This window comes from Microbacterium enclense (assembly GCA_038182865.1).
Taxonomy (GTDB): Bacteria; Actinomycetota; Actinomycetes; order Actinomycetales; family Microbacteriaceae; genus Microbacterium; species Microbacterium enclense_B.
This window is the reverse complement of record CP116226.1, coordinates 155,838-169,652: the sequence shown is the minus strand read 5'-3', so window position 1 is coordinate 169,652 and position 13,815 is coordinate 155,838. Positions and strand designations below refer to the sequence as shown.

Annotated in this window: 12 protein-coding genes; 1 reads left to right on the top strand and 11 read right to left on the bottom strand. The window is 70.0% G+C overall.

Annotation, left to right across the window (positions count from 1 at the left end; genetic code table 11):
- Window positions 1–4: 4 nt before the first annotated feature.
- From rfbB to PIR02_00715, 11 genes are all read right to left on the bottom strand, one after another.
- Window positions 5–1,003: a dTDP-glucose 4,6-dehydratase gene (gene rfbB / locus PIR02_00765; GenBank protein ID WZH37204.1), complete on the bottom strand. Its 999-nt coding sequence runs from the start codon at window positions 1,001–1,003 to the stop codon at window positions 5–7.
- Entirely contained in the window at window positions 1,003–1,872 is an 870-nt protein-coding gene (gene rfbA / locus PIR02_00760; GenBank protein ID WZH37203.1) for a glucose-1-phosphate thymidylyltransferase RfbA, read from the bottom strand. Before rfbA ends, rfbB begins: the two co-directional genes overlap by 1 nt.
- A 67-nt stretch (window positions 1,873–1,939) precedes the next feature.
- Window positions 1,940–3,073: an NAD-dependent epimerase/dehydratase family protein gene (locus PIR02_00755; GenBank protein ID WZH37202.1), complete on the bottom strand. Its 1,134-nt coding sequence runs from the start codon at window positions 3,071–3,073 to the stop codon at window positions 1,940–1,942.
- A gap of 4 nt (window positions 3,074–3,077) precedes the next feature.
- Window positions 3,078–4,019, bottom strand: a complete 942-nt coding sequence (locus tag PIR02_00750) for an SDR family oxidoreductase (GenBank protein ID WZH37201.1) — start codon at window positions 4,017–4,019, stop codon at window positions 3,078–3,080.
- Window positions 4,020–4,050: 31 nt separating this feature from the next.
- Entirely contained in the window at window positions 4,051–4,932 is an 882-nt protein-coding gene (locus tag PIR02_00745; protein WZH37200.1) for a glycosyltransferase, read from the bottom strand.
- A gap of 16 nt (window positions 4,933–4,948) precedes the next feature.
- Entirely contained in the window at window positions 4,949–5,830 is an 882-nt protein-coding gene (locus PIR02_00740) for a glycosyltransferase family 2 protein (protein WZH37199.1), read from the bottom strand.
- Window positions 5,827–7,095 (bottom strand): polysaccharide biosynthesis protein, encoded by a 1,269-nt coding sequence (locus tag PIR02_00735; GenBank protein ID WZH37198.1) that lies wholly within the window; start codon window positions 7,093–7,095, stop codon window positions 5,827–5,829. Before PIR02_00735 ends, PIR02_00740 begins: the two co-directional genes overlap by 4 nt.
- Entirely contained in the window at window positions 7,092–8,216 is a 1,125-nt protein-coding gene (locus PIR02_00730; GenBank protein WZH37197.1) for a glycosyltransferase family 1 protein, read from the bottom strand. The genes PIR02_00735 and PIR02_00730 overlap by 4 nt, the downstream gene beginning before the upstream one ends.
- Window positions 8,216–9,415, bottom strand: coding sequence for a glycosyltransferase family 2 protein (locus PIR02_00725; protein WZH37196.1), 1,200 nt, complete (start codon window positions 9,413–9,415; stop codon window positions 8,216–8,218). The genes PIR02_00730 and PIR02_00725 overlap by 1 nt, the downstream gene beginning before the upstream one ends.
- Window positions 9,412–10,608, bottom strand: a complete 1,197-nt coding sequence (locus tag PIR02_00720; GenBank protein WZH37195.1) for a glycosyltransferase — start codon at window positions 10,606–10,608, stop codon at window positions 9,412–9,414. The genes PIR02_00725 and PIR02_00720 overlap by 4 nt, the downstream gene beginning before the upstream one ends.
- A 2-nt stretch (window positions 10,609–10,610) precedes the next feature.
- Window positions 10,611–12,530: a hypothetical protein gene (locus PIR02_00715; protein ID WZH37194.1), complete on the bottom strand. Its 1,920-nt coding sequence runs from the start codon at window positions 12,528–12,530 to the stop codon at window positions 10,611–10,613.
- A gap of 147 nt (window positions 12,531–12,677) precedes the next feature.
- On the opposite strand from PIR02_00715, the gene glf reads away from it, so the two are divergent.
- Window positions 12,678–13,814 (top strand): UDP-galactopyranose mutase, encoded by a 1,137-nt coding sequence (gene glf, locus PIR02_00710; GenBank protein ID WZH37193.1) that lies wholly within the window; start codon window positions 12,678–12,680, stop codon window positions 13,812–13,814.
- The last annotated feature ends 1 nt before the right edge of the window (window position 13,815 follow it).

Here is a 13,815-nt window from a genome sequence, read left to right as displayed (position 1 = left end):
CCGGTCACTGTCCCTTGCTGGCGTAGAAGGCCTCGACGCCGTCCTTCGCGGGGGCCCACCAGGCCTCGTTCTCGCGGTACCAGTCGATGGTCGCGGCAAGCCCCGACGCGAAGTCGCCGTAGGTCGGCGCCCAGCCGAGCTCGGTGCGGAGCTTGGTCGAGTCGATCGCGTAGCGCAGGTCGTGACCGGGGCGGTCGGTGACGAGGTCGTAGGCGTCGGCGGGCTGACCGGTGAGCTGCAGGATCAACTCGACGACGGTCTTGTTGTCTTTCTCTCCGTCGGCGCCGATGAGGTAGGTCTGCCCGATCTCGCCCTTGTCGAGGATCGTGAGCACCGCGGAGGAGTGGTCGTCGGCGTGGATCCAGTCGCGCACGTTCTCGCCCGTGCCGTAGAGCTTGGGACGGATGCCGCGGAGCACGTTCGTGATCTGACGCGGGATGAACTTCTCGACGTGCTGGTAGGGGCCGTAGTTGTTCGAGCAGTTGCTGATGGTGGCGCGCACGCCGAACGAACGGACCCACGCCCGCACCAGGAGGTCGGATCCCGCCTTGGTCGACGAGTACGGCGACGAGGGGTTGTAGGGCGTGCTCTCGGTGAAGCGCGCCGGATCGTCGAGCTCGAGGTCGCCGTACACCTCGTCGGTCGAGATGTGGTGGAACCGCACGTCGTGGCGACGCGCCGCCTCCAGCAGCGTGTACGTGCCGATGATGTTGGTGTCGAGAAACGGCCGCGGGTCGTGGAGGGAGTTGTCGTTGTGCGACTCGGCGGCGTAGTGCACGACGGCGTCGGCCTCGGCGACGAGGGGGTCGACGACCGCGGCATCCGCGATGTCGCCCACGACCAGGCGCACCCGGTCCTCGGGGAGACCGTCCAGCGACGCGCGGTTGCCCGCGTAGGTGAGCTTGTCGAGCACGGTCACGCTGTGGTCGGTGTGTGCCACGACGTGGTGCACGAAGTTGGAACCGATGAAACCGGCGCCTCCGGTGACGAGAAGTCGTGCCATCAGTGGCCCCTTTCCAGGATCTCGAGCAGGTAGGCGCCGTAGCCCGACTTCACCAGCGTCGTCGCGCGCTCACGCAGTGCCTCGTCGGAGAGGAAGCCCTGACGCCACGCCACCTCCTCGGGGACGCCGATGCGCAGGCCCGTGCGGCGCTCGATCGTGCGGACGTAGTCGGCCGCGTCGGTCATCTGGTCGAACGTGCCCGTGTCGAGCCAGGCGGTCCCGCGCGGGAGGACCTCGACCTGCAGCTTGCCGGCCTCGAGGTAGGCGCGGTTGATATCGGTGATCTCGTACTCGCCGCGAGCGGACGGCTCGAGGTTCCGGGCGATCTCGACGACGTCGTTGTCGTAGAAGTAGAGCCCGGGGACGGCGTAGTTGCTCTGCGGATGGGTGGGCTTCTCCTCGAGGGAGACGGCGCGGCCGTCGGCGTCGAACTCGACGACGCCGTACGCGGACGGCTCGGCGACCCAGTAGGCGAACACGGCGCTGCCGTCGACGTCGGTGAACCGCTTGAGCTGCGTGCCGAGGCCCGGTCCGTACAGCAGGTTGTCGCCCAGGACGAGGGCGACCTTGTCGTCGCCGATGAAGTCCGCGCCGATGGTGAAGGCCTGGGCCAGGCCGTCGGGGGACGGTTGCTGGGCGAACGAGAGACGGATGCCGAATTGCGATCCGTCACCCAGGAGGCGCTCGAAGAAGGGCGCGTCGTGGGGGGTCGTGATGATGAGCACGTCGCGGATGCCCGCGAGCATGAGCGTCGACAGCGGGTAATACACCATCGGCTTGTCGTAGACCGGAATCAGCTGCTTCGAGACGCCCAGCGTGATCGGATGCAGACGCGTGCCCGATCCACCGGCGAGAATGATGCCCTTCACGTCCCCATGGTGTCATATTCCGCTGTGCGTGCCCGGTTCGCGGGCCGCTCGGGGCGGCGGGCGGCGGCTACTTCAAGAGCCGCCGGGCCGCCATCTCGTCGAGGGAGCGCTCGTAGTCGCCGGCGGCGAGGGGCTCGTCGGCGACCCACTCGACGAAGCGCCGCACGCCCTCGGCGAACGAGACGGTCGGCTGGAATCCCAGCACCGAGGTCACGCGTCGCGTGTCGGCGACGTTGTGGCGGATGTCGCCGAGGCGGTACCGGCCGGTGAGGGAGGTCTCGACCTCGACGCCGAAAGCGTCCGACAGCGCGGCGACGACCTCGAGGACGGTCGTGGCCGTACCCGAGCCGATGTTGAACACACCCCCCGCGGCGGCGGGGGAGGTGGCGGCGAGGTACGTCGCCTCGACGACGTCGTCGATGTAGACGAAGTCGCGGCTTTCCAAGCCGTCTTCGAACACGTCGATTCCTTTGCCCTGGCGGATGAGCGTCGAGAAGATCGACAGGATGCCGGTGTACGGGTTGGTCAGCGACTGACCGGGACCATAGACGTTCTGGTATCGCAGCGAGACGGCCTCGACGCCGATCGTGGGAGCCACCGTCATCACGAGCGACTCCTGCACCTGCTTCGTGATGCCGTACACCGACGAGGGGTGCAGCGCCGCGTCTTCCGACGTGGGGATGACCTGGAGTTCCTCCCCGTCGTCACCGCGGACGGCGAAGTCGCCGCGCGCCATCGCGGCATCCGTCCGGTGCGGCGGGTACACCACCGCGCCTGCGACGGTGCGGTAGGCCCCCTCGCCGTAGATCGAGCGGGAGGATGCCACCACGACACGTCGTACCGTGTGGGGCTCGTTGGTCAGCAGGTCCATGAGCTTGGCCGTGCCGCCGATGTTCGCCTCGACGTAGCGATCGATCTCGTACATCGACTGGCCGGTGCCGGTCTCGGCGGCCAGGTGGACGACCGTGTCGATGCCCTCGAGGGCCGCGCGGAGGTCGTCGGTCGAGGTGACGGTCCCGCGGTGGAGCTCGCCCACGCCCGCGACCGCGCGCAGCAGCGGCGACGTGGCATCCGGGTCCGGCCCGTGCACCTGCGTGATGAGCGCGTCCAGGACGCGCACGCGGTGCCCCTCCGCCACGAGCCGCGCGCTCAGACGGCTCCCGATGAACCCCGCGCCGCCGGTGACGAGAACGTGAGCCACGGTGTCAGGCGGGCAGGACCGAGCGGAAGTACTCGATCGTGCGCTCGAGGCCGGCCCGCAGGGCGATCGTGGGCTCCCAGCCCAGGTCGCGGCGGGCCAGGTCGATGTTGGGCTGGCGCTGCTTCGGGTCGTCCTGCGGGAGGGGACGGTGCTCGATCGTCGAGTCGCTGCCGGTGATCTCGAGGACGGCGTTCGCCAGCTCGAGCATGGTGAATTCGCCGGGGTTGCCGACGTTGATCGGTCCGGTGACCTCGTGATCGGTGTTCATCAGGCGGATCATGCCGTCGACGAGATCGTCGACGAAGCAGAACGACCGGGTCTGCGAGCCATCGCCGTAGATGGTGATCGCCTCGCCGCGGAGGGCCTGCACGATGAAGTTGGACACCACGCGGCCGTCGTTCGGGTGCATGCGCGGACCGTACGTGTTGAAGATCCGGATGACCTTGATCGACAGGTCGTGCTGGCGGCGGTAGTCGAAGAAGAGCGTCTCCGCCGCGCGCTTGCCTTCGTCGTAGCAGGAGCGGGTGCCGATGGGGTTCACGTTGCCCCAGTAGTCCTCGGTCTGCGGGTGCACAGCCGGATCGCCGTAGACCTCGGAGGTGGAGGCCTGCAGGATCGGCACGCGCAGGCGCTTGGCGAGACCGAGCATGTTGATGGCGCCCACCACGCTGGTCTTCGTGGTCTGGACCGGGTCGTGCTGGTAGTGCACGGGCGAGGCGGGGCACGCGAGGTTGTAGATCTGGTCGACCTCCACGTACAGCGGGAAGGTGACGTCGTGCCGGATGAGCTCGAATCGCGGGTTGTCGAACAGGTGCTCGACGTTGCGGCGTGACCCCGTGAAGAAGTTGTCGACGCAGATCACCTCGTTGCCCTCGGCGAGGAGTCGCTCGGAGAGGTGGGACCCGATGAAGCCGGCGCCGCCGGTGATGAGAACTCTGGATGACACGTCCTCAGCGTAACAGCGGGGTCTCGGGCGCTCAGCGGGTGGCGGAGACCATCCGTGCCTGACCGAAGGTCCGGCCGAGCGTGCCCTCGAGCCGACCGACGAACATCGGCCAGCCGTCGCCCACCGTGATCGGACGCGGATTGCGGACGCCGTAGAGCAGACCCGCAGCGGTGAACGCGAGGCGCCACCACAGGGGATAGCCGTGGATCGCGAACGCGCGCCCCGTCCCGCGGCCGTAGGCGCGCAGCTTGCGACGGCGTTCCGCCGCGCTGAGGCCGAAGCCCGTGGAGATCCCGTCGACGTGGACGTCGGAGGGAAGCCACCGGAACTCCTCGACCAGGCGGGGTTCGTGCGCCATCGCGCGCAGCAGCAGGTCCGTGCCCTCGGCCACTTGCCACGGCGAGGCGGACCCCGGCCCCATGGCCTCGTCGAAGCCCCCCACCGCGTCGAAGAGCGAGCGGCGCAGGAGGATGCCCATCTCGATGATCGACCACACGTTGTACTTGTCCAAGGGTGTGCCCGCCGTGGGAAGCGTGGTCTTGGGACCGCGCTCGTCCCACGAGGTGAAGCCTCCGGCGAGGAACCTGGGGTCGTCGACGGCCGCGTGCAGGGCCGCGACGGTGCCGGCGGGATAGGTCGTGTTGTCGTTCGGGAACGTCACGACCGCATCGCCGGACGGCAAGGCGGCCACACCGGTGTTGCGGCCGAGCGAGGCCCCTCGCGCGGAGGTGGTCGCGGTGACCGGGACACCGCGCGCTGAGAACTCGGCTGCGAGGGCGGCCACGTCGTCCTGCGCCCCCTGCGCCACGAGCACGACGTGGTCTCCGCTGCGGAGCTGGTCCTCGAGGGGGGAGAGGAGGGCGCGGAGGGGGTCGAGTCGTCCCAGCGTCGTCACGACGAAACCGATGGTCATGGAGCGTCCTCTCGGATCAGGGCAGAGCGTTGACGGCCGGGTAGGCCGGATCGGGGGCGGGGGAGCCGAGGCGCCAGCCGGCGCGGACGTAGGCCGCTCCGCGGCGATCGCCGCGGGCGAGGGTCAGCAGCACCTTCGCGCTCAGGCGGGCGAGCCCCGTGATCGTGGTGGCTCCGCCGTGCAGCGCCAGGAAGTGGCGGAACGCCTGGCTGGAGTAAGCGAGGATGCGCGAGCCCGCGCGCGAGTGCGATGAGGACACGGCGTGCGTGAGCACCGCGTCGGGGACCTCGGCGAACCCGATGCCCTCGGCGCGGAGGCGGAAGCCGTACTCGACGTCTTCCCAGTACATGAAGAAGCGCTCGTCCAGCAGGCCCGCCTTCTCGAGCGTCGAGCGTCGCACCAGGACGCACGCCCAGGTGAGGAAGTCGGGCTGCTCCTCCGGTCGCGGCTGCCGGATGCCCCAGGTGAGGCGGTTCACGACCCCGCCGGCCGAGAAGCGCTGACCGTCGGGGGTGACGATGCGGGGGCCCACGACGCCCAGGGAGGCGTCGCCGGTCAGACGCGCACGCAGCCGCTCGATATCGTCCGCGGGCAGGGTCGCGTCGTTGTTCATGACGAGCAGGAGATCGATCCCGTCGTCGGCGAGCAACACCTTCATTCCCGCATTCACCCCGACCGCGAAGCCGGTGTTGGCGCTCAACTCGACGAACTCGATGCGGTCGTCGGGCGCGAAGGCATCCCGGATCGTGCCGTCGGCCTCGTTGTCGACGACGACGACTCGGGTGATGGCCGGTGACGCGAGGAGCCCTGTCACGCACTCCACGGTCTGGACGCGGTCGCGCCAGGTGAGCACGACGGCACCGATGCGCGCAGCGGCGTCGGGGGGAGAGGAAGTCATACGGTGCGGTCCTGTTCTTCTCGGGCCGGTGGGGACGCGATGTCGCGCATCGCGAGGGCACACGGTCGCCACAGCAGGAGGGTGGCGAGGCCTTCGGTCAGGGCGTAGCCGAGGGCTGCGCCGAGGGGGCCGATCGCGATGGCCAACGCGATCATGGCCGGGACGCCGATCGCCGTCGCAACGAGCGTAGCGCGCATGACCAGGCGGGCCTTGCCCGCGGGGAAGAGCACGTGACGCGTCATCGAGGTGCGGATCGACAGGAACGCGAAGACGAGTCCCATCGCGGCGAGGAGGTCGATGCCGGCGGCGGCGGACTCGCCGAACATGACAAGGCTGACCCACGGACCGAGCGTCGTGAGCACGAGGGCGCCGAGGAGGCCGAAGGCGCCGTGCGTGGCCAGGGCGACGCGAAGGCGCCTCCGGCGGTCGACGGCGTCTCCCTCGCTCACCCAGCTCTGGAAGGCGCTCGCGAGGGTGAACGGCAGCACGCTGCCGAGCTTGAACATCTTGTCGGCCGAGGCGTAGCCCGCGGCCGCGGAGGGAAGGGCCGTGACGTTCACGAGGGGAGCGGGAACACTCGAGTAGGCGCTCAGCGCGGCGTCGTTCACCGCGACCGGCAGCCCCACGCGCAGCAGCCCCGGGATCTCCCGCACCGGCGGCCACGGACCCGGATGCCGGCGGAGCAGCCGCACGCTGAACAGCGTCGTCCCGATCAGGGTGACGAGGATGCCGGCGACGGGGTAGAGCTCGACGATCCCGGTGAGCAGGATCGCGCCCGCTGCGAGAGCCGTCGCGACGACACGGGGGACCGCGTCGTAGGCGATGATCGTGCGCGGGTCGCCGACCCCGGCGCAGTACCACGTGAACGTGAGCGCGATCAGCGCTCCCTGTACGCCCATGAGCACGGTCAGCAGCTCGGACCCGGGATGCGCGACCAGCCAACACACCACGACGAGGACCGGGAGCAGAACCACCGCGAGCAGGGCTCGCACCACGATCGAGTCGCGGTACAAGCGCGCGCGGCGATCGTCGTCGGCGGCGATGGAGACGAGGGCGGGACCGACAGCCGTCCATCCGTAGCCGATCGCGATCGCCGCGAACGTGCCGATGGCCTCGCCGGCGATCGCGCTCGCCCACCCGCCGTCGCCCGCGAGTCGCGAGATGAGCGGAAGCACCAACAGCGGGGAGATCGCGGCGATCGCGGGGACCACCATGAATCCCACGAGACGCCCGCGCAGCGGCGCCGGCCCGGCGGAGTCGGTCATCGACGGGCTCCGAGGGCGCGGTCCAGAACCTCCGCGGTGCGGTCGGCGGCGTCGTCCCACGTGAAGCGCGATGCCCACCGCTGCGCGGCAGCGCGGGTCGCGGCATCCGGCGGGGCGATCAGCGCTGCGCGGATCGCGGCCCCGAAGGCGAGGGCATCCGTCGCGTCGGAGTACCGGGCAGCGTCGCCGCCCACCTCGCGCAGGACCGGGACATCGTTCGCGAGCACCGGAACCGACCGGCGCAGCGCGTCGACGACAGGCAAGCCGAAGCCCTCGACGAGGGACGGGCAGGCGTAGAGGTCGGCGATCTGGAACAGGGCCTCGAGCTGGGCGTCGCTGACCCAGCCCGGGAGGACGACGTCGCGTTCCAGTCCCAGGCGCTCGACGTCCGCGGCGAGCGGGTCGGGCAGTCGGCTCCCCGCGATGACCGTGACCGGCCGGTCGGCGGGCGGAAGGGATGCCACGGCCTCGAGCAGACCGGGGAAGTTCTTGTGCGGCATCCGGTTGCCGACGCTCAGGAGAACTTGCCGACCGGGCGGAAGCCGGAGCGCGGCGAGAACGCTCGCGGGATCGGACTGCGGCTGGGGGGTCGAGCTGCCGTTGTGCACCACCGTGAGGCGCTCGGCGGGGAGGCCCAGGTGGGTGCGGATGCTGTCGGCCGCCGCGTGCGACACCGTCAGGACGCGGTCGGCGGTGCGGGCGGACCGCCGCATCAGGAGGGAGGTGATGCCCCGCTGCGCCCGCTCGGCCAGAGAGCCCGGGACCTCGTCGTAGATCGCATCGTGCACGGTGACCACGCGGGGGAGGCCGCGGAAGACCGGTCCGAAGTTCGCCGGCGCCCAGACGAGGTCGGCGCGGTGCCGACGGGCGAGGGCCTCGGTCGCGGCGACGGCCCCGAGCGCCCAGGTGGCCGGGTCGGCTCCGACCCAGGGGACGATGCGCACCTGCCCGGGGAAGAACGAGGCGACACGGCCGCTGCCCGCCCGCCCGGTGATCGCGGCGAAGTGCGCTCGCGGCATCCGCTCGGCCAGGCGCGGGAGGAGTTCTCGCGCGTAGGTCTCGGTTCCGCCGCGCCCGCCGGTGAACCCCAGCAGGTCGACGAGGATGCGACGCGCGGCCATCAGCTCTCGATGACGGCTTCGGGGCGCTGCTCGCGCCGCGGCGTGGTCAGCACGCCCGAGAAGAAGCTCATCATCACGGTCTGGAAGCCGAGGATGATCGTCAGGGCGCTGGGCACGGCGATCCGCACGGCTTGCGCGGCGTTCTGCGTGCCGAAGTCGAGGCTGCCCCACAGCGTCACCTGCACGATGCCGATGACGATGCCGAGGAGGAAGAGGCCCACGCCGATCAGCAGACCCCGCTCCGCGGACCACTTCGCCACGATCCGCCGGTACCGCTCGCTGGTCGGCAGGAACCCCTCCTGCGTGGCGTAGAGCTTGGTGAGCCAGAAGAACAGCAGGGACTGGAATCCGATCACGCACAGCGCGCTGGCATAGACCATGGTCGTCACGTCGAAACCGACGCCGGCGATCTCGATGCCCCCGAACGACAGCACGCCCACCGCGATCGCCCCCAGGAAGAAAGCGACGAGGCCGGGGTAGACGAACAACCAGCGGGGCGCGAACAACAGGAGGAAGCGGAGGTGGCGCCAGCCGTCGTGCCAGCTGCGCAGGTGCGGCGGACGCGAGCGTCCGTCCTTCTTCAGCGTCGTCGGCACCTCTTCGATGCGATACCGCGCGAGCGACGCGCGAACGACCATCTCGGAGGCGAACTCCATACCGGTCGTCTGCAGGTCGAGGTCACGGATGCGGGCGCGATTGAAGCCGCGCAGGCCGCAGTGGAAGTCGCGGATGCCGGGACGGAAGAACAATTCCCCGATGAACGACAGCACGGGATTGCCGAGGTATTTGTGCAGGGGCGGCATGGCGCCCGGCTCGATCCCACCCCGGAAGCGGTTGCCCATGACGAGGTCGGCGCCGGCGCGCAGGCGCTCGACGAACGGCTCGAGGTTCTCGAAGTCGTAGCTGTCATCGGCATCCGCCATGATCACGAACCGCCCACGAGCCGTCTCGATGCCGTTGATCAGCGCGGCACCGTAGCCCCGACGGGGAGCGTGAGAGACTCGCGCGCCGAGGCGCTCGGCGATCGCCTGAGAGCCGTCGGTGCTGCCGTTGTCGGAGATGAGCACCTCACCCCGGATGCCGGTGCGCAACAGGAAGCCCTGCGCCTTGCGGATGCAGACCTCGAGTGTCTCCGCCTCGTTGAGGCAGGGCATGAGGATCGTCAGCTCGACGTCGTCGGTCGGGGCGGGAGTGGTCACGGGGTGTCTTCTTTCGTCTTCACCGAGGAGCGGGTCGGCAGCGTCAGTGCCGACGCGATGCCCTCCACGGTGCGGCGGATGGTGCGAGTGCGGACGGCGGTGTCGTACCAGGCGCGCGCGGTGCGGCGGAGGTCGTCACCCCCGTCGGCGACGGCCCGGATGGCCCGGGAGAGATCGGTGGCGGAGGCAGAGGGAGCGACGACGCCGTTCACGTGCGCGTCGATGAGCTCGGTGGCCGCATTGCCCTCGTCCGCGACCAGGACGACGGGGGTGCCGTGGGCGTTCGCTTCCACGACGACGAGGCCGTAGCCCTCGCGCCGCGACGGGTTCGCCAGGCACAGGGCGCCGTGCAGGAGCGTGTCGAGCTCGGCATCCGAGACGAATCCGGGGAACGCGGTCCACTCCTCGCCGCCCACTCGGCGGACCTCGGCGCGGATGGCGTCGCCGCTGGGGCCGGCCCCGAGGATCACCAGCCGCAGGTCGGGGATCGCCTCCCGAGCGGCCGCGACGGCCGCGGGCAGCGTGTCGACGCGCTTGTCAGGGATGTGGCGCCCCGCGTAGAGGACGTAGGGCGGAGTCGCGGCGGGGCCGGGAGCGGCCACGTCGACGGCGGCGTCGATCAGTCCGGGGCTGACGATCGGCGCGCGACGCAGACCCTCGCGTCGCAGGCGCGTCGCGCTCAGCTGCGAGTGGCACGTGGCGAGGGGCGTGATGGCGATCGCCGCGCGTTGCAGGATCCACGCGATGGTCCCCGTGACGAGACCGGAATACTCGACCCACTGTCGTCGGTGCCACACCTCGAGGTAGTCCACGGCGAGGCGGGTGCCCGACCCGAGCAGCGCCAGCCGGGCTGCGAAGACGTTGAAGACGGGCAGCCCGCTGACGACCACGGCGGCGTAACGGCGCCGGCGTCGGACGAGGGCGGTGAACAGGCCCGCGGCGTAGCGCAGGGCCGCCGGGATGCGTCGCACCCCGTCGGCGGAGTAGAGCGAGAGGCGCCCGCACACCGGGATCACGCGGAATCGCTCGTCCGTGGGCGCCGGCCCCTCCCACTGCACGGCGGTGAGGTAGTCCACCTCGAGGCCGAGCTCCGCGAACGCGTCGGCGAACGCGCGGTACTGCCTCTCGCCGCCCCCGGTGGAGTGCGGGAACAGGCAGTCGTAGGCGACCGCGACGGTCTCTCCGCGCGCCATCGTCAGCACCCCTCGATACGGAACAGGCGCGCCTCGGGGCCCTGGGAGTCGACCAGGACGAGGTGCGCGGAGGGGGTCAGGTCCTGGATGCCGTCGTACGCCGTGGCTCCCGACGGGTCGTCGATGACGTCGCGTCGACCGAAGTCGAGGACGTAGTCGATTCCGAGCTCGTCGACGGTGGAGCACACGACGGGGTCGCTGTCGATGTCGCGCAGGTGGGTGTTGAGGTACACGAGGTCGGGAGAGGGGGAACCGAAGACGTGCCGCTGCGTGACCTCGCGATCGGCGAGCGCGAGCGCCAGGGACGTTCCCGTGCGCGGGCTGCCGATGATGAGCGCGTCGTCGGGGGTCTCGTCGTCGAGGCGCTCCAGGAGGGCGTGCTCGTCGCTGGAGAGGATGAGTGCGTCGTCGGTGTAGGCGTACGCCTCGTGCACCTGCGCGAGGGCGATGCGGATGTTCGGACCGATGACCACGCTGAACACGGCGATGACCGCCAGGGCCGCGGCGGTCAGGCGCGCCGCCCGCGGGAGCGACCACCGGGCGGCCACGCGCCGTGCGGCGTCGACGATCGCCAGAGCCCCGAGGGTCGCCAGCGGGATCGCGACGAGCGGCAGGAGAGCGGCGAGGCGGTTCGAGTCGTTGTACCAGGGGTTGGTGAGCCACTGACGGACCGGGTGGTCGATGCGCAGACCCGACGCCACGACGAACAGGAGCACCGCGACGCCGAACATCGCGAGCACGGGCAGCCACCGCGGGCGCCGCACGACGGCGACCACTCCCGCCGCGAGCAGGAGCACCGCGACGATCGTCGGGGTGAACCCGCGGGGCGAGACGAAGAGTCCCTCACCCAGCGCCTGCGCGAGCTCCTGCCAGGGGAGCCACCCGGAGTGCTCGGCACCCGTGCGGAAGATCGACCACACCACGAGCATCACGACGGCGAAGCCGACGACCGCGACACCGACCGCGACCACGGACGCGCGCGTGCGCGCGCCGACCGCCCGGATGCCGAGCACCACGATGACGAGGGCGGCGGCGAAGGCGAGCAGCGAGAGGAACGCGTTCGGGTGCCCGAGGAACACGCCGCCGCTGAGCAGGGCCACGAGCAGGAGGGCGCGCGTCAACGCGCGCGGACCGCGGTCGTCGAGAGCGGTGGCCACCGTCGACAGGGCGGCGGGGACCATCGCGTAGCCGACGAGGTTGGGATACAGCACGCCCCAGTTGAAGAACAGGGCGGGGAAAGCCCCGAAGCCCGTCGAGAGGGCCGCGGCCGTGATGTAGGCGGTCCGACGCTGCGCGAACAGAGCGCCCACCAGAGCCATGATCGACGCCGGCCACAGCAGCGAGACGATCGCGAGGTTCGCGCCGTTGACCGCGACGGGGATCGAAGACCCGGTGAGTTCCACCGCGAGCGTGGTGAGGGCGTGCCACCCGTTCGGGTAGAAGTCGATGTCGGAGGTCGCGCCGATCTGGAACCCCGACGCGTCGCCGTTCTGGACCGCGAGGGCGATCGCGTTCAGGTGGACGATGTTGTCGAAGCGCTGGGCGATGTTGTCGGGAGAGCCGAACGCCCGGGCGAACATCACCGTCGTCACCCCCGCCGTGGCCGCGAGAGCGAGAGCGGCGGTGAGCATCGTCCGGCGCCCGGTCGGCGCCGGGTCCGCTCCCGTGCCGCGGCGCAGGAGCAGAGCGATGCCCACCACGACGAGGGTGAGCAGCGCGAGCGGCAGAAGGTTCCAGCGCAGGCCGACGAACGGCGCGATCGTGGCGGAGGCGGCGGCCAGCGTCGCCGAGATCGCGGGCGCCAGCAGGAGGCGCTGCGGGTTTCGCACCCCCCAGCCGGCCGCGACGACCGCGATACCGGGGAGGATCAGGACCAGGACGACGGCGAGGTACGACGGAACGGCGCTGATCCAGTCACCCATACGATCCGTCTCCGTCAGTTCCGTTTTCGACACGCCATCGTATCCGACCCTCTCTGCGCGCCCGCTGAGGCGTTCCGTGCGAGGCCTCAGGAAGCCCCCGGGTAGGATGGACGGCGTTCTTCCCCGAGACGAGAGTTGTTCGCGTACATGGATCTTCTGGTAGTCGGTTCGGGCTTCTTCGGTCTCACGATCGCGGAGCGGGCGGCTGCCGCCGGTCGCCGCGTCACCGTCATCGACCGCCGTCATCACATCGGTGGCAACGCCTATTCCGAGGACGAGCCCGAGACGGGCATCGAGGTGCACCGCTACGGTGCGCACCTGTTCCACACGTCGAATCCGACGGTGTGGGAGTACGTCAACCGCTTCACGCAGTTCACGAACTACGTGCACCGGGTGTACACGACCCACAAGGGTGTGGTGTTCCCGCTGCCGATCAACCTGGGCACGATCAACCAGTTCTTCCAGGCTGCGTACACCCCCGACCAGGCGAAGGCGCTCGTGCACGAGCTGGCGGGGGAGTTCGATGCGAAGGATGCCGCGAACCTCGAGGAGAAGGGCATCGCGTTGATCGGCCGGCCCCTGTATGAGGCGTTCATCCGTGATTACACGGCGAAGCAGTGGCAGACGGATCCGAAGGATCTGCCGGCCGAGGTCATCTCGCGCCTGCCCGTGCGGTACACGTACGACAACCGGTACTTCAACGACACGTGGGAGGGTCTGCCCGTCGACGGGTACACCGCGTGGTTGGAGCGGATGGCGGATCACCCGAACATCGAGGTGAAGCTGTCCACCGACTATTTCGATGAGACGCAGCCGCTGAACAAGAAGGCCACGGTGGGGCAGGTCCCCGTCGTCTACACCGGACCGGTGGATCGGTACTTCGACTACGCCGAGGGGGAGCTGTCGTGGCGGACCCTCGATTTCGAGCAGGAGGTGCTGCCGATCGGCGACTTCCAGGGCACGAGCGTGATGAACTACGCCGACGCAGACGTGCCGTACACGCGTATCCACGAGTTCAAGCACTTCCACCCCGAACGCGCCGATCGCTACCCCACTGACAAGACCGTCGTGGTGCGGGAGTACTCGCGCTTCGCCACCCGTGCGGACGAGCCGTACTACCCCGTCAACACCGCCGACGACCGCACCGGTCTGCTCGCGTACCGGGAGCTGGCCAAGGGCGAACGAGACGTCCACTTCGGCGGACGCCTGGGCACCTACCAGTACCTCGACATGCACATGGCCATCGGTTCCGCCCTCTCGATGTGGAACAACCAGCTCGCGTGAT